Raw genomic sequence first — 15,722 nt, forward strand, 5'->3', positions numbered from 1 at the left:
GGAGAAACATGCGCGTCTTACCGCTGTATGTGGTGATCGGGGGCTGGCTATCAATGCCGGCCCTTGCTGCTGATGCTGGAGCTTGGATGGAACGCCTTGCGACAGCGGAGCATAAGCAGAGTTACGCAGGTACCTTCGTATACGAACGAAACGGTAGCTTCTCCAGCCATGCTGTGTGGCAGCAGGTTGGTGACGGTCGTGTGCAGGAACGTTTGCTTCAGCTTGATGGTGCGCCCGCAGAGGTCTTGCTGGTCGATGGGCATGTGAAATGTGCCACTGACGACCTGGCCGCGCAGGTTCGCGAGGCTCAAGTCTGGCACGGCCAGCGTTTCGACCCGAAGGCGCTTTCCGAGTGGTACGAGTTTCGTGAGATTGGTGACTCCCGTGTCGCCGGCCGCGCGGCGATTGCGCTGGCGGTAGTTCCGCGGGATCAGCATCGCTACGGTTTTGAATTGCACCTTGATCGAGACACTGCCCTGCCGCTCAAGTCGTTGATGCTGAACGAAAAGGGTCAATTGCTTGAGCGCTTTCAATTCACCCATTTCTCAACTGATGCGATCGACCAGCAGCAGCTGACTGCTGGTGCTGCTTGTAAATCGTTATCGGTAAGCAAGCGTGAAGCCAGCCCCTCTTCGGTTTGGCGATCCGATTGGTTGCCTTCAGGTTTTAAGCTGCTTGATGCCAATGAGCGTCCTAGTCCGGCATCGTCTGAAATGGTTTCCTGGCTGTCCTATGGCGACGGCCTCGCCAAGTTCTCGGTGTTTCTCGAGCCCCTGCGTGGCGCATTGGTCGAAGATGCCCGAAGCCAGATGGGACCGACCGTTGCGGTATCCAAGCGCATCAGTACGGCTGATGGCGACGTGATGGTCACCGTGGTCGGAGAAATTCCACTAGGGACTGCAGAGCGAGTGGCGCTTTCCATGCGGGTGGGCGCAGAACAGGCGCAAAGATGATCGAGGAGCCGGGGCGGGTTATTGCACTCGATGACGGCGCGGTATGGGTCGAAACTCGGCGCAAGAGCACCTGTTCCGGCTGCTCCGCCAAGAGTGGTTGTGGTCAAGGTCTGATGGATACGTTAGGCGTGCGTGAGCGTCGCGGGCTGATTCGGGCGCTTTGTGACCTGCAGCTACAAGTTGGTGATTCGGTCATTGTTGGTATCCGTGAGGACGTATTGCTGCGCGGTGCCGTCCTTGTCTATCTTCTTCCCCTGATCATGCTGATGGCGGCGGCAACTGTTGCGGCCCAGTTCACGGTGCGCGAGCCAATCATCATTTTGGCCGGCCTCGGGGGATTCTTCGTTTCCTGGCTGCTTGTGCGTATGCGAAGCCGGAGCACAGCGGGTGACCCGAATCTGCAGCCGGTGGTCTTGCGCGCCATGCTCGCGGGGCCTGCGAGTCCCTGAGCTTTCTTGTTTTGTTCAGTGGGGAGACTTGTAGTCATGTTCAATCGAAATAGCTGCTTTGCCTTCGTGGCGGGCCTTGCGTTGTTCGGGCAGGCCATGGTCGCGCAGGCGGCTTTGCCTGATTTTACGCCGCTGGTTGAAAGTGCCTCGCCAGCAGTGGTGAACATCAGTACCAAGCAAAAGGTGCCGACTCGTGGCACCACGTCGCAGATGCCCGAGCTTGAAGGGCTGCCGCCCATCTTTCGTGAGTTCTTCGAGCACAGCATCCCGCAGATGCCAGGGGCGCCCGGTCGCGGGCAGCAGCGTGAAGCGCAATCCTTGGGTTCGGGTTTTATCATTTCCGACGATGGCTATGTGCTGACCAACAATCATGTGGTCGCCGGTGCCGATGAAATCATCGTCCGCTTACCTGATCGGAGCGAGCTTGAAGCGAAGCTGGTTGGTGCTGATCCGCGTTCGGATGTAGCTGTCCTCAAGGTTGAGGGTAAGGGGCTGCCGACCGTGAAGATTGGCCGTTCCGATGAGCTGAAGGCTGGTGAGTGGGTGCTGGCAATTGGATCGCCTTTCGGCTTCGATCACACGGTGACCGCAGGTATCGTCAGTGCGACCGGTCGTAGCCTGCCTAACGAGAGCTACGTCCCATTCATTCAAACCGACGTAGCGATCAACCCGGGTAATTCGGGCGGGCCGCTGTTCAATCTGAAGGGTGAGGTGATCGGCATCAATTCGCAGATATTCACGCGTTCCGGTGGCTTCATGGGGCTTTCCTTCGCGATCCCGATTGATGTGGCGATGGACGTGGCGGATCAACTGCGCACCGATGGCAAGGTCAGCCGCGGTTGGCTCGGTGTGGTTATTCAGGAGGTGAACAAAGACCTGGCCGAATCCTTTGGTCTCGAGCGGCCTGCCGGAGCGCTGGTAGCTCAGGTAATGGACGGTGGTCCGGCAGCGCGAAGCGGGCTGCGTGTGGGTGATGTCATTCTCAGCCTCAACGGCAAGCCTATCGTCATGTCGGCCGACCTGCCCCATCTGGTAGGCGCTTTGAAGCCTGGCAGCAAGGCGCGGATGGAAGTAGTGCGCGACGGTGATCGCAAGATGCTCGAGGTGAGCATTGGCGCCATGCCGGAAGAGGGCGAAGCGGTAGCGGCCTCCAGCGGTGGCCAGGAGCGCAGCGATAACCGCTTGGGCGTGAAGGTGACCGAGTTGACCGAGGAGCAGAAGAAGAGCCTCGATCTGCCCGGCGGCGTGGTGATCACCGAGATACTCAATGGGCCTGCGGCGATGATCGGCCTGCGCCCCGGTGATGTGATCACCCACCTGAACAACCAGGCCATCAACTCCGCAGCAACCTTCGGTCGGGTGGCTGAGCAGCTGCCAAAGAACCGCTCGGTTTCGATGCGCGTACTGCGACAGGGACGTGCCAGTTTCATCACGTTCAAGCTGGCCGAATAACGCCGGTGAAGTAAAACAGAAGGGTGGTCGTCGGGCCGCCCTTTTTGTTTTTAGCGTATTTGAAACAGGCATCAGCGCTACTGGTCGGCATGCGAATGGCTTGTGCGTGGCACTGCCAGGACTGATCAGTTACACTTCGCGGCTATTTTCGGCGGGCAATCGGCCCGCGACTTTTCCGAGTGTTGAGCTGTGAGCGACCTGAGTCATATCCGCAACTTTTCCATCATCGCCCATATCGATCACGGCAAGTCGACGCTGGCCGACCGGTTCATCCAGATGTGCGGCGGTCTGACCGAGCGTGAAATGGAAGCACAGGTCCTGGACTCGATGGACCTCGAGCGCGAGCGCGGCATTACCATCAAGGCCCACAGCGTCACGCTTTATTACCCCGCGCGCGACGGCAAGACCTACCAGCTGAACTTCATCGATACGCCTGGCCATGTCGACTTCACCTATGAAGTCAGCCGTTCGCTGGCCGCCTGCGAGGGTGCGCTGCTGGTGGTCGATGCCGGCCAGGGCGTCGAGGCGCAATCGGTTGCCAACTGCTACACGGCGATCGAGCAGGGCCTTGAGGTAATGCCGGTGCTGAACAAGATGGATCTGCCGCAGGCCGACCCGGATAAGGTCAAGGAAGAGATCGAGCACATCATCGGTATCGATGCCACCGACGCCGTCGCCTGTAGTGCCAAGAGTGGCATGGGCGTAGACGAGGTGCTCGAGCGTCTGGTCGCCGTCATACCGCCGCCGACCGGTGATATCGAGGCGCCGCTGCAGGCGCTCATCATCGACTCCTGGTTCGATAACTATCTCGGCGTCGTTTCTCTGGTACGGGTGCGTCACGGTCGTATCAAGAAGGGCGACAAGGTGTTGGTTAAATCCACCGGTAAGGTCCACCAGGTGGACAGCGTCGGCGTTTTCAATCCCAAGCACACCGCCACGGCAGACCTGAAGGCCGGTGAAGTGGGCTTCATCATCGCTGGCATCAAGGACATTCTCGGCGCTCCAGTGGGCGACACGCTGACACTGTCGAGCACGCCGGATGTGGAAATGCTGCCCGGCTTCAAGCGCGTCAAGCCGCAGGTCTATGCGGGTCTGTTCCCAGTCAGCTCGGATGATTTCGAGGATTTCCGCGAGGCATTGCAGAAGCTCACCCTCAATGACGCAGCGCTGCAATACGAGCCGGAAAGCTCCGACGCGCTGGGCTTCGGCTTCCGTATCGGCTTCCTCGGCATGCTGCACATGGAGATCATCCAGGAGCGGCTTGAGCGCGAATACGATCTGGATCTGATCACTACTGCGCCGACAGTGGTCTATGAGATCGTGCTGAAGAACGGCGACACCATTTATGTCGATAGCCCGTCCAAGCTCCCGGATGTGTCCTCCATCGAGGACATGCGCGAGCCGATCGTGCGCGCCAATATCCTCGTGCCGCAAGAGCACTTGGGTAACGTCATCACCCTTTGCATCGAGAAACGAGGGGTGCAGCGTGATCTGCAGTTCCTCGGAACTCAGGTGCAGGTGCGTTACGACCTGCCGATGAGCGAGGTGGTACTGGACTTTTTCGACCGCTTGAAGTCGTGCAGTCGCGGCTACGCCTCGCTGGATTACAGCTTCGAGTGTTTCCAGTCGGCGAACCTGACGCGTCTGGACATCCTGATCAATGGCGACAAGGTCGACGCGCTAGCTTTGATCGTCCACCGTGACAATGCCCACTATAAGGGCCGCATCCTCGTCGAGAAGATGAAGGAGCTGATCCCGCGCCAGATGTTCGACGTCGCTATTCAAGCCGCTATCGGCGGTCAGATTGTCGCTCGCAGTACTGTCAAGGCGTTGCGCAAAAACGTTCTTGCCAAGTGCTACGGTGGCGACGTCAGCCGTAAGCGCAAGCTGCTGGAGAAGCAGAAAGCCGGTAAGAAGCGCATGAAGCAGGTCGGCAACGTCGAAATCCCGCAGGAGGCCTTCCTCGCGGTGTTGAAGGTAGATAGCTGATATGTCGATTAATTTCCCTTTGTTGCTGGTTATCGCAGTAGCTGTTTGTGGCTTGTTGGCACTCAGCGATTTGCTGTTCTTCGCACCTCGCAGGCGGGCCGCGATCGCCAACTACGAAGGGCGCACCGGGGAAATTGACCCATCAACGCTCGAAGCCTTGAACAAGGAACCAGTGCTGATCGAATACGGAAAGTCGTTCTTTCCGGTGCTGGCCATCGTGCTGGTGTTGCGCTCGTTCCTGGTCGAGCCGTTCCAGATTCCATCCGGTTCGATGATTCCCACACTTGAAGTGGGTGACTTCATTCTGGTGAACAAGTTTGCCTACGGCATTCGCCTGCCTGTGGTGGATACGAAGGTGATTGAAGTCAGCGATCCGAAGCGTGGCGATGTCATGGTCTTCCGCTACCCCAATCAACCGAGCATCAACTACATCAAGCGCGTCGTTGGCTTGCCGGGGGATATCGTGCGCTATAGCAGAGATCGGCGGCTGTACGTCAACGATCAGCTGGTTGCCGAAACCTTGGTCGGCGAGGAGCCGGGCAGCTTGGGCAGTGCGGTGTTGTATCGGGAGAAGCTGGGAGAGATGGAACACCTGATCCGCAAGGAAATGGGGCGCTATCGCATCGAGCCGAGCCGGCAGTGGATTGTGCCGGCGGAACACTACTTCATGATGGGCGACAACCGCGACAACTCGAACGACAGTCGTTACTGGCAAGATGAGTCGATTCCCTCCGAGCTTGCCGGGATGGTCCCGGATCGCAATATCGTAGGCAAGGCTTTCGCCGTTTGGATGAGCTGGCCTGATCCGAAGCTCGGCAACCTGCCGAATTTCTCCCGCGTGGGCCTGATTCACTGAAAGCTGTGAATTGCGGCCCCTGTTGAGCGACGCAGGGTCGCTATATTTGTCCTGCCCCGATCGGCGGGTATCGTAACGACATAGAGGTCGACATGAGTTTTGCGCGTTCGCAAAAAGGGCTGTCCATGCTGAGCTGGATCATGGTCCTGGCGGTTGTGGCATTTGTGGCCAGTACCGGATTCAAGATGTTCCCGCATTATTTCGATTACATGTCCATGGACAAGATCATTCAATCCGTGGAAACCGACGAAGCGCTAGATATTCGCAGCGTCGGGGAGTTCTATAGTCATGTCAGCAAGGGGATGCAGGTCAACGGCATCCAGGACATCGATCTGAAGGAAGCGCTGAAGGTCGAGATCCAGAACAACGAATTCAGAGCGCACCTGAAATACGAAAAACGCGAGCCGCTGATCCGCAACCTCGATCTGGTGGCGAACTTCGACAAAGAATATCGCCTAAGGATGCCGTGAGCACTTCGTTAGCCCGTCTCGAGCGCAGGCTCGGTTATCAATTCAAGGACCAGGAGCTCATGCTCCTGGCTCTGACCCATCGCAGCTTTGCCGGGCGCAACAATGAGCGTCTGGAGTTTCTTGGCGACGCCATCCTCAATTTTGTTGCCGGTGAAGCGCTGTTCAATCACTTTCCGCAAGCCCGTGAGGGGCAGCTATCGCGTCTGCGGGCTCGACTGGTCAAAGGCGAGACGCTGGCGGTGTTGGCTCGTGGATTCGAGCTCGGCGAATACTTGCGCTTGGGCTCAGGTGAGCTCAAGAGCGGCGGTTTTCGCCGTGAGTCGATTCTCGCGGATACCCTCGAAGCACTGATCGGTGCCATTTACCTGGACGCCGGTATGGACGTTGCGCGCGAGCGGGTAGTCGCCTGGTTGGCCAACGAGCTGCAGGGGCTGACCCTGGTCGACACCAACAAGGATCCCAAGACGCGCCTGCAGGAGTTCTTGCAGTCGCGCGCCTGTGATTTGCCGCGGTATGAGGTGGTAGATATCCAGGGCGAACCGCATTGCCGCACGTTCTTCGTCGAATGTCAGGTGGCTTTGCTCAATGATAAAACCCATGGGCAGGGCGCCAGCCGCCGTATTGCCGAACAGGTTGCTGCGGCAGCCGCATTGATCGCCTTGGGCGTGGAGAATGGACATGACTGACGAACAGCTACAGCCCGAGGTCGTTAGCCGTTGCGGGTACGTCGCGATCGTTGGCCGGCCGAACGTCGGCAAGTCCACCCTGCTCAACCATATCCTTGGGCAAAAACTGGCAATCACCTCGCGCAGACCGCAAACCACCCGCCACAACATGCTCGGCATCAAGACCGAAGGCAGCGTGCAGGCCGTGTATGTCGATACGCCCGGGCTGCACAAGAACGGTGAAACGGCGCTCAACCGTTACATGAATCGGACCGCGGCGTCAGCGTTGAAGGACGTTGATGTTGTGATATTCGTTGTCGATCGCACCCGTTGGACCGACGAGGACCAGGCCGTGCTTGAGCGCGTGCAGTACGTCACTGGACCGCTCATCATCGCGGTGAACAAGACCGATCGTGTCGAAGATAAGGCCGAGCTGCTGCCGCATCTGCGCTGGCTGGCCGAACAACTGCCGAACGCCGAGATCGTGCCGATCTCGGCGCAGCACGGGCAGAATCTGGAAACGCTGGAAAAACTGGTCGCCGATCGCTTGCCTGAGAGTGAGCATTTCTTTCCGGAAGATCAGATCACTGACCGTAGCAGCCGTTTCCTTGCCGCTGAACTGGTCCGCGAGAAGATCATGCGCCAGCTCGGTGCCGAACTGCCGTACCAGATCACCGTGGAGATCGAGGACTTCAAGCAGGAAGGCCGCGTGTTGCACATCCATGCACTGATTCTGGTCGAGCGTGACGGGCAGAAGAAGATCATCATCGGCGACAAGGGCGAGCGCATCAAACGTATCGGCCAGGAAGCGCGCAAGGACATGGAGGTGCTATTCGACTCCAAGGTAATGCTCCACCTGTGGGTCAAGGTGAAGGGTGGCTGGTCCGACGATGAGCGCGCGCTGCATTCGCTGGGTTACCAGTAAGCGCCGACCCGCAATCAACGGTGCGCATCGCGCACCTTCTGGGCTGCCATGCACCAACCTGCGTTCGTTCTGCACAGTCGTCCGTACAAGGAAAGCAGCGCGCTGGTCGACCTGTTCACCCCGCAGGGCCGGCTGCGTGCCGTCATGCGTGCCGCGCGTGGTAGGGCCGGCAGTCTGATCCGTCCCTTCGTATCGCTGGAAGTCGAGCTGCGTGGCAAGTCCGAGCTGAAGACCGTTGCCCGTATCGAAAGCGCCGGCCCGGCGCACTGGCTAGATGGCCAGGCACTGTTCAGTGGCATGTACCTCAACGAACTGCTGATTCGCCTGCTACCTGCCGAAGACGCGCACCCCGCACTTTTCGATCATTACGTCGCCACACTGCCGGCCCTGGCCGCACATCGGCCGCTGGAGCCGCTGCTGCGTGCCTTCGAATGGCGGCTGCTCAGCGAGTTGGGCTATGGTTTTGCCCTCGATGTAGACATCGCCGGCCAGCCGATCGACCCGCAGCGTGTTTATCATCTGTTGCCCGATGCCGGCCTGGAGCCGGTCGCGGGATTTCAGCCGGGGCTGTTCAATGGCGCGGAACTATTGGCCATGGCCGAGGCCGATTGGCAGGTTCCGGGCGCGCTCGCCGCGGCCAAGCGGCTGATGCGCCAGGCTCTGGCACCCCATCTGGGCGGTCGACCGCTGGTCAGCCGCGAATTGTTCATGAATCTGAAGGAGGCCCCGCGTGACTGAAGCCAATCGAATTCTGCTCGGCGTCAACGTCGACCATGTCGCCACGCTGCGTCAGGCCCGCGGTACCCGCTATCCTGACCCGGTCAAGGCTGCGCTGGATGCTGAAGAGGCCGGTGCCGATGGCATCACCGTGCACCTGCGTGAAGATCGTCGGCATATCCAGGAACGCGATGTGCTGATGATGAAGGACGCCCTGCAGACGCGGATGAACTTCGAAATGGGCGTCACCGAGGCGATGCTCGCGTTCGCCGAGCAGTTGCGACCGGAGCATGTCTGCCTGGTTCCGGAAACCCGCCAGGAGCTGACGACAGAGGGTGGGCTGGATGTCGCCGGTCAGGAGGCGCGCATTCGCGAGGCGGTTGAGCGTTTGCGTGGCTGCGGCGCGGAAGTCTCGCTGTTCATCGATGCCGATCCGCGGCAGATCGAGGCGGCGGCCCGGGTCGGTGCGCCGGCCATCGAACTGCACACGGGTCGCTATGCCGATGCCCACAGCGTTGCCGAGCGGGCCTGCGAGCTCGCGCGCATTCGCGATGGTGTCGAGGCCGGCCTGAGTCACGGCCTGATCGTCAATGCCGGCCATGGTCTGCATTACCACAACGCCGAGGCCATCGCCGCGATCCGGGGCGTCAATGAGCTGAATATCGGCCACGCCATCGTCGCCCATGCGCTGTTCGTAGGCTTCAAGCAGGCGGTCAAGGAAATGAAGCACCTGATCCTCAGCGCCGCAGCGCGGGGGTGAGACAAGCCGTCCGCTGGAGGGCGCGTTCGCGATCCTCCGCCGAACGGCGCTGCTCAGCGGCGGAACAGGTTGATCAGTACGGTCAGCACCACGCTGAGAATCACCATCGAGGTGATCGGGATGAACACCCGGCTGCGTTCGGACTCGATGCGGATGTCTCCCGGTAGGCGACCGAACCAGTTCAGCAGCCATGGGAAGTAGTGCCAGGCGATGCCGAGCAGTAGCAGCGCAGCGCCCGCCACGATCAACCAGCGTGCCATTTGATCTCCTCGTTTCGCTCCAATCGCTTGGCCGGTCGTGTGCGGTATTCGACGAAGGCGGCGATCACCTGTGCGGCCAGCACCTCAACGGCTTCGCTGCGATTGCTGCCACGTAGCAGCTTGATCTGATACTCGCCCAGTTGTGGCAACCCATGCTGCCCATCGAGACGCTGCAGGGGCGGGCGAATCAGGCTTGATGGGTAGGGCGCGATGGCGAGATCGGCAATCATCGCGGCCTCCTGTCCCGAAGTCTGTTCGCTGGAGTAGGCCACTCGGTAGCTGCGGCCGATGCGGTCGAGGGCATCCAGTGCCTGTCGCCGCCAGGCGCAATCTGGGCTGGCCAGCGCCAGCGGCAGCGGCGTGCGCAGCGCGGCGACACCACCGCTGCGGCCGGCCCAGACCAGCGGTTCGCTATGAATCGGCTCGCCCCGCGAATCGTCCTGGCCAAGATTGCCGACGGTGACCAGGGCGAGGTCCAGTTCGCCTGCGTCGATGCGCTCGATCATGTCGATGCTGCGTGCGACCGACACATCCACTTCGACTCCGGGATGGCTGCGGGCGAACAACGCCAGCAGACCGGGCAGGATGCGCGTCCCGACATCCGCCGGCGTACCGAAGCGCACGCGACCCTGCAGCGCTGGCTGGAGGAAGTGCGCAATGGCTTCTTCGTTGAGCTTGAGCAGGCGTCGGGCATAGCCGAGCAGCGTCTCGCCGGCCGGTGTAAGGCGCACTTGTCGCGCCTCGCGGACGAACAGCGAGCGCCCAAGGGTCTCTTCCAGGCGCTTGATCTGCATGCTGACCGCCGAGGTACTGCGATAGATCTGTCCCGCGGCGCGAGTGAAGCTGCCGCTTTCGGCAATAGCAACGAAGGTGCGCAGGACATCGCTTTCCAGCAGCGGCGTTGAGGGGGTAGTGGATTGCTCAAGCGGCTCGGGCATAGGGTAGGCTTCAGTTTTTCTGAACACAGGATTTCATATTAGTCGTTTGTTTGAACGACTGATGCCCGCTCATCCTTTAGGCAACCGGAGGCGCCACAGCCCGTGGCCCCCGCGAGCGAAGCGGAGGTGAGCATGCCTGGTGAACGACGCGATACCCATGTACGGCAAAAATCCGAGGCGCAGATGCCGGACTTCTATATGCCGGCCATGTGGCCGCTGGATCTGCAGCGCAACCTGCAGGACTGGTTTCGCGCCTGGCGGCAGCGGCGCCTGTATCGGCGACTGCTGAAGCTGGATGATCTCCAGTTGGCTTCGCGCGATCTGGATCGGCGCCGGCTCAGTGAAATGGCTCAGGCGCCGTTGCGCCAGTTGGTAGCGCAGCGGCGCAAGCGTCGATGCCCTGCGCGCCACGCTCGCTGAGCGGCCAACCTGCTGTCAGGGCTTGCGGGCGAGGAGTACTGCGCGCATCGGGGCCGGCAGGCCTTCGACCGTTTTGCCGTGGTCTTGCGGGTCGAGGAAGTCGGGTAACGACTGGTAGCGCATCCACTCGGTGCTGCGCTGTTCCGCGACGCTGGTCACGCTGACGTCGACGCAGCGCACGTCCACGAAGCCGGCGCGGCGCAACCAGCATTCCAGCGCCTTCACCGAGGGCAGGAACCAGACGTTGCGCATCTGCGCATAGCGGTCTTCCGGCACCAGTGCGGTGTTTTCGTCGCCTTCCACCACCAGGGTTTCCAGTACCAGTTCGCCTCCGCGTACCAGGCAGTCCTTGAGATCGAGCAGATGGTCGACCGGCGAGCGGCGATGGTAGAGCACGCCCATGGAGAACACCGTCTCGAAGCCTTCGAGCCTGGCCGGCAGTTCTTCCAGTGCGAACGGCAGATGCCAGACCGGCAGCTCCTGCAGGTAGCGCTTCATCGCATGGAACTGGCAGAAGAACAGCCAGTTCGGGTCGACCCCGACCACGCTGTCGGCGCCGGCACCGAGCATGCGCCACATGTAGTAGCCGTTACCGCAACCGACGTCGAGGATGCGTTTGCCGGCCAGATTCAGGTGCGGTGCGACCCGGTCCCATTTCCAGTCCGAGCGCCATTCCGTATCGACATGTACGCCGAATACGTCGAACGGACCCTTGCGCCATGGCGAGAGCCCCATCAGCGCATCGTGGGTGACCTGGCGCGTGGCGTCGTCACAGGTCGCGTCGAGGCGGAAGCTGTCACGCAGTTCGACCTGCACAGGCGCCAGCGCAGGCAGCGCATCGACGGCACGCCGCCAGCGCGGCAGATCGCCGTGACCGACCGCGAGTTTGGCATCCAGCTGCTGCTGAACGCCGTTGGCCCAGGCGGCCAGCGGGGTGCCGGCCAGGCGCCAGGCGAGGGGAGTCAGATCGAGGTTCATGGCAGGGCGATCAGCGAGGCGAAATTCAGGCACTGGAACCAGGGCACGACTTTAGAGAAGCCGGCATCCAGTAGACGTTGGCGATGGGTTTCCAGGCTGTCGGGCTTCATCACGTTCTCGATGGCGCTGCGTTTCTGGGCGATTTCCAGTTCGCTATAGCCATTGGCGCGCTTGAAGGCGATGTGCAGATCGGTCAGCAATTGTTGCTCGTCTTCATCCTCGAAGCGCAGCTTTTCCGACAAGATCAGCGCGCCACCGGGTACCAGTGCCTGGCGAATGCGGCTGAGCAGCACCGGGCGCTGTTCCGGTGCGATGAACTGCAGGGTGAAGTTTAGCGCCACCAGCGAGCTGGGCTGGAACTGCAGAGCCAGGATGTCGCCCTCGATGACGTCGACCGGCAACAGCTCCTGGAACATAGAGTCCTGCCCGTGGAGGTATTCGCGGCAGCGCTCGACCATTGCCGCGGAGTTGTCCACGGCGACGACCTGGCAGTTTTCGGCCGTCACGTGGCGCCGCAATGCCTGGGTCACAGCGCCCAGCGAGCAGCCCAGGTCATACAGATGAGTATGCGGCTGTGCGAACTGAGCGGCGATCACGCCGATGTTCTCGACGATGGTCGGGTAACCGGGCACAGAGCGCTTGATCATGTCGGGAAACACCCGCACCACGTCCTCGTTGAAAACGAAGTCCTGAATGCGGGGCAGGGGCTGGGCGAACAGACGGTCGGGATCGTGACTCACGGTGTCGGGCGGCGTGTGTGAAAACGGGGCGGCATTGTAGCCGAAACCACGCTCGCCGCGGGCTCTGCCCGACTCAGCGTACCTCGATCCGGCAATCGAACATGCCCGCTGGCTCGGCGTCGGCCTCCCACGGGCGCTGATAGGTGAGGTACAGCCGGCCGCTGCCGGACTTCTGCGCCTCGAAGCGCCAGGTCGACAGGCCGTCACCGCCGATTATGTCACCTTTCGGATTGCTGAACACTTCGGGGCCGAGGCTGCGCAGTTGTTCCGCTGCGGCTTCATGCAGAACCCAGCGAAAGCCGGTGGTCGGGTTGCTCGGCAGGCTGACGATGAGTTGCTGGCCGCTCTGCAGCGTTTGCGGGCAGCGGTTGTCGTCGCCGAGTACCACACTGGAGGCCGTCTTGTCGCTGCTCGAGCAAGCCGCGAGCAGGGCGAAACTGGCGGGCAGCAATAGGCGAGGGATGTCGAAAGGCATGATCGGCACCGGTCGGAATGGAGTGGGAAGCATAGCCCAAAAGAGGCCGAGCACCGGCAAGCAGGCGTTGCGGACCGTGGAATGGTGGATGTACCGCGGGCGATCCAGTACTCCCGATCGTAAGACAACGCCGCGAGGCCAGGCCGCCCACCGCACCAGCGGGAGGCGCGCCCTCGCGGGGAATGCTCGCTATAGGCCTGCTGCACCTCTCAGAACAGCACCTTGGCCACGTCGGCGAAGCGCTTGGCGAAATGCACAGTCAGACCCTCCTTGAGATAGTCTGGCAGTTCTTCGAAGTCGCCGCGATTGGCTTCCGGCAGGATTAGCTCGAAGATCTTCTGCCGCCGCGCGGCGATGACCTTCTCGCGCACTCCGCCGATCGGCAGCACGTGGCCGGTCAGCGTCAGCTCGCCGGTCATGGCCACGCCTTTCTTCGGAGGCTGATTACGCGCCAGGGAGAGCAGCGCGCTGGCCATGGTGATGCCGGCGCTGGGGCCGTCCTTCGGTGTGGCGCCTTCCGGCACGTGCAGATGGACGAAGGCCTGGTCGAAGAACTGCGGGTCGCCCTTGAAGGCTTTCAGGTTCGAGCTGACGTAGCTGTAGGCAATCTCTGCCGACTCTTTCATCACGTCACCGAGCTTACCGGTGAGCTTGAATCCGCGGTTGAGCGTATGGATGCGCGTGGCCTCGATCGGCAGTGTGGCGCCGCCCATGCTGGTCCAGGCCAACCCCGTGATCACACCTACCCCGGAGAGCACCTGTTCGCTGCGGAACACCGGTTTGCCGAGGTAGCTTTCCAGGTCCTTCGGCGTGATCTTCAGCTCCGCTTGGGGGGCTTCCAGCAGCTGCACCACTGCCTTGCGCACCAGCTTGCCCAGCTGCTTCTCCAGCTGACGCACACCTGCTTCACGGGCATAGCCTTCGATCACCGCTTTCATGGCGCTGTCGCTGATGGCCAGGCGTTGCTTGGGCACGCCGGTCTTGTTCAGCAGCTTGGGCCACAGGTGACGCTTGGCGATGGCCAGCTTCTCCTCGGCGATGTAGCCGGACAGGCGGATCACCTCCATGCGATCGAGCAGCGGGCCGGGAATCGAATCCAGCGTGTTGGCCGTGCAGACGAACAGCACCTTGGACAGGTCCAGGCGCAGGTCCAGGTAATGGTCGAGGAATTCGACGTTCTGTTCCGGGTCCAGCGTCTCCAGCAGCGCCGAGGCCGGATCGCCCTGGTAGCTGCTGCTGAGCTTGTCGATCTCGTCGAGCATTATCACCGGGTTCATCACCTCGACATCCTTGAGCGCCTGCACCAGCTTGCCGGGCAGGGCTCCGATGTAGGTACGACGGTGACCCTTGATCTCCGCCTCGTCGCGCATACCGCCGACGCTGAAACGATAGAACGGCCGGCCGAGTGATTCGGCAACGGACTTGCCGATACTGGTCTTGCCCACGCCCGGCGGGCCTACCAGCAGCACGATGGAGCCGGCGATCTCGCCCTTGAAAGCGCCGACGGCGAGAAACTCGAGAATGCGGTTCTTGATGTCATCGAGACCGGCGTGGTGCTTGTCCAGTACCTTGCGCGCGCGCTTGAGGTCGAGCTTGTCTTTGCCGTACACCCCCCAGGGCAGGGCGGTGGCCCAGTCCAGGTAGTTGCGGGTGACGGCGTATTCCGGCGAACCGGTCTCGAGAATCGACAGCTTGTTCAGCTCCTCGTCGATGCGCTTTTGCACGGCGGGCGGCACCACCTTGCCTTCGAGGCGAGCGCGGAACTCGTCGGCATCGGCGCTCTTGTCGTCTTTGGTGATGCCCAGCTCGCGCTGGATGATCTTCAACTGTTCCTTTAGGAAGAACTCGCGCTGACGCTCGCCGATCTTGCGATTCACCTCACCGGTCAGCTCCTTCTGTAGCCTGGCGACTTCCACTTCCTTGCGCAGTAGCGGCAGCACCTTCTCCATGCGCTTGAGCACTGGCACGGTATCCAGCACTTCCTGCAACTCCACGCCAGGCGCGGTGGTCAGCGCGGCAGCGAAGTCCGAAAGCGGCGACGGGTCGTTGGGGCTGAAGCGGTTCAGGTAGTTCTTCAGTTCCTCGCTGTACAGCGGGTTGAGCGGAAGCAGCTCCTTGATCGCGTTGATCAGCGCCATGCCGTAGGCCTTCACCTCGTCACGCGGGTCGTCATCGCTCTTCGGGTAATCGACTTCTACCAGATACGGCGGCTTGCGCCGCAGCCAGCCGCGGATGCGCACCCGCGCCAGGCCCTGGGCGACGAACTGCAGCTTGCCACCCTCCTGTGAGGCGTGGTGCACACGGACCATGGTGCCGTGTTCGGGCAGGCTGTCCGGGTCGAACGTGGCCATGTCCAGCACTGGCGAATCGACGAAGAACAGGGCCACTCGCTGATGCGGCGTCTTCGCTACGCGATCCAGGGTTTCGGCCCAGGGGTCTTCGTTGACGATCACCGGCAACACCTGCGCCGGGAAGAACGGCCGGTTGTGCACCGGGATGATGTAGAGCTTGTCCGGCTGCTGTTGATCGGGCAGTACGAGACCGTTGGAGGAGATGATTTCCTGCTCGATATGATCCTGATTGACGTCGTCGTTCATGCGGCACCCGTTGCGAATACGTGCACCTTAGATGGGTGGTGGCGCAGATGATTTCAATCCCGTCGCGTGGGGGTGGGC

General features: G+C 61.3%; 17 protein-coding genes. 11 read left to right on the forward strand and 6 right to left on the reverse strand.

Going from position 1 to position 15,722, the window contains the following annotated elements:
• Positions 1-8: 8 nt before the first annotated feature.
• The 10 genes from AAEZ08_RS05500 to pdxJ all read left to right on the forward strand — a co-directional run bounded on the left by AAEZ08_RS05500 (position 9) and on the right by pdxJ (position 9,236).
• Entirely contained in the window at positions 9-953 is a 945-nt protein-coding gene (locus tag AAEZ08_RS05500) for a MucB/RseB C-terminal domain-containing protein (protein ID WP_036991275.1), read from the forward strand.
• A complete protein-coding gene (locus AAEZ08_RS05505; protein ID WP_003282120.1) occupies positions 950-1,402 on the forward strand; it encodes a SoxR reducing system RseC family protein in 453 nt (150 codons plus the stop codon). The genes AAEZ08_RS05500 and AAEZ08_RS05505 overlap by 4 nt, the downstream gene beginning before the upstream one ends.
• Positions 1,403-1,438: 36 nt before the next feature.
• Positions 1,439-2,854, forward strand: a complete 1,416-nt coding sequence (locus AAEZ08_RS05510; RefSeq protein ID WP_003282121.1) for a DegQ family serine endoprotease — start codon at positions 1,439-1,441, stop codon at positions 2,852-2,854.
• 189 nt (positions 2,855-3,043) lie between these two features.
• The gene (gene lepA / locus AAEZ08_RS05515) at positions 3,044-4,843 is read left to right on the forward strand and encodes a translation elongation factor 4 (protein WP_003282123.1); all 1,800 of its coding nucleotides are present in this window, start codon (positions 3,044-3,046) and stop codon (positions 4,841-4,843) included.
• A gap of 1 nt (position 4,844) precedes the next feature.
• Positions 4,845-5,699, forward strand: coding sequence for a signal peptidase I (lepB, locus tag AAEZ08_RS05520; RefSeq protein WP_003282125.1), 855 nt, complete (start codon positions 4,845-4,847; stop codon positions 5,697-5,699).
• 92 nt (positions 5,700-5,791) lie between these two features.
• A complete protein-coding gene (locus AAEZ08_RS05525; RefSeq protein WP_003282127.1) occupies positions 5,792-6,169 on the forward strand; it encodes a DUF4845 domain-containing protein in 378 nt (125 codons plus the stop codon).
• Entirely contained in the window at positions 6,166-6,855 is a 690-nt protein-coding gene (gene rnc / locus AAEZ08_RS05530; protein ID WP_003282130.1) for a ribonuclease III, read from the forward strand. The genes AAEZ08_RS05525 and rnc overlap by 4 nt, the downstream gene beginning before the upstream one ends.
• The gene (gene era / locus AAEZ08_RS05535; RefSeq protein WP_500123878.1) at positions 6,848-7,759 is read left to right on the forward strand and encodes a GTPase Era; all 912 of its coding nucleotides are present in this window, start codon (positions 6,848-6,850) and stop codon (positions 7,757-7,759) included. Before rnc ends, era begins: the two co-directional genes overlap by 8 nt.
• 48 nt (positions 7,760-7,807) lie before the next feature.
• Positions 7,808-8,497, forward strand: coding sequence for a DNA repair protein RecO (gene recO / locus AAEZ08_RS05540; protein WP_058063967.1), 690 nt, complete (start codon positions 7,808-7,810; stop codon positions 8,495-8,497).
• Positions 8,490-9,236 (forward strand): pyridoxine 5'-phosphate synthase, encoded by a 747-nt coding sequence (pdxJ, locus tag AAEZ08_RS05545; protein WP_003302303.1) that lies wholly within the window; start codon positions 8,490-8,492, stop codon positions 9,234-9,236. The genes recO and pdxJ overlap by 8 nt, the downstream gene beginning before the upstream one ends.
• A gap of 53 nt (positions 9,237-9,289) precedes the next feature.
• On the opposite strand, the gene AAEZ08_RS05550 is transcribed toward pdxJ, so the two are convergent.
• Together AAEZ08_RS05550 and AAEZ08_RS05555 are read right to left on the reverse strand one after the other, a co-directional pair.
• The gene (locus AAEZ08_RS05550) at positions 9,290-9,496 is read right to left on the reverse strand and encodes a DUF2905 domain-containing protein (RefSeq protein WP_003282135.1); all 207 of its coding nucleotides are present in this window, start codon (positions 9,494-9,496) and stop codon (positions 9,290-9,292) included.
• The gene (locus AAEZ08_RS05555) at positions 9,481-10,434 is read right to left on the reverse strand and encodes a LysR substrate-binding domain-containing protein (protein WP_500123879.1); all 954 of its coding nucleotides are present in this window, start codon (positions 10,432-10,434) and stop codon (positions 9,481-9,483) included. Before AAEZ08_RS05555 ends, AAEZ08_RS05550 begins: the two co-directional genes overlap by 16 nt.
• 132 nt (positions 10,435-10,566) lie before the next feature.
• Here AAEZ08_RS05555 and AAEZ08_RS05560 point away from each other — a divergent pair, with 132 nt between their 5' ends.
• Complete coding sequence (locus AAEZ08_RS05560) at positions 10,567-10,854, forward strand: hypothetical protein (protein ID WP_003282139.1); 288 nt, start codon at positions 10,567-10,569, stop codon at positions 10,852-10,854.
• Between the two features lie 15 nt (positions 10,855-10,869).
• Here the strand turns inward: AAEZ08_RS05560 and cmoB are convergent, their stop codons facing one another.
• From cmoB to lon, 4 genes are all read right to left on the reverse strand, one after another.
• On the reverse strand, positions 10,870-11,832 hold the full coding sequence (gene cmoB / locus AAEZ08_RS05565) for a tRNA 5-methoxyuridine(34)/uridine 5-oxyacetic acid(34) synthase CmoB (protein ID WP_003282140.1): 963 nt from the start codon (positions 11,830-11,832) through the stop codon (positions 10,870-10,872).
• Entirely contained in the window at positions 11,829-12,572 is a 744-nt protein-coding gene (gene cmoA, locus AAEZ08_RS05570; RefSeq protein ID WP_500123880.1) for a carboxy-S-adenosyl-L-methionine synthase CmoA, read from the reverse strand. The genes cmoB and cmoA overlap by 4 nt, the downstream gene beginning before the upstream one ends.
• A gap of 73 nt (positions 12,573-12,645) precedes the next feature.
• Positions 12,646-13,047, reverse strand: coding sequence for a protease inhibitor I42 family protein (locus tag AAEZ08_RS05575; protein ID WP_500123881.1), 402 nt, complete (start codon positions 13,045-13,047; stop codon positions 12,646-12,648).
• A gap of 209 nt (positions 13,048-13,256) precedes the next feature.
• Positions 13,257-15,644: an endopeptidase La gene (gene lon, locus AAEZ08_RS05580; protein WP_500123882.1), complete on the reverse strand. Its 2,388-nt coding sequence runs from the start codon at positions 15,642-15,644 to the stop codon at positions 13,257-13,259.
• Positions 15,645-15,722: the final 78 nt, after the last annotated feature.

Source organism: Pseudomonas sp. E45-MNA-CIBAN-0222, from assembly GCF_040310405.1.
In the GTDB taxonomy this organism is placed as follows: domain Bacteria; phylum Pseudomonadota; class Gammaproteobacteria; order Pseudomonadales; family Pseudomonadaceae; genus Stutzerimonas; species Stutzerimonas stutzeri_AC.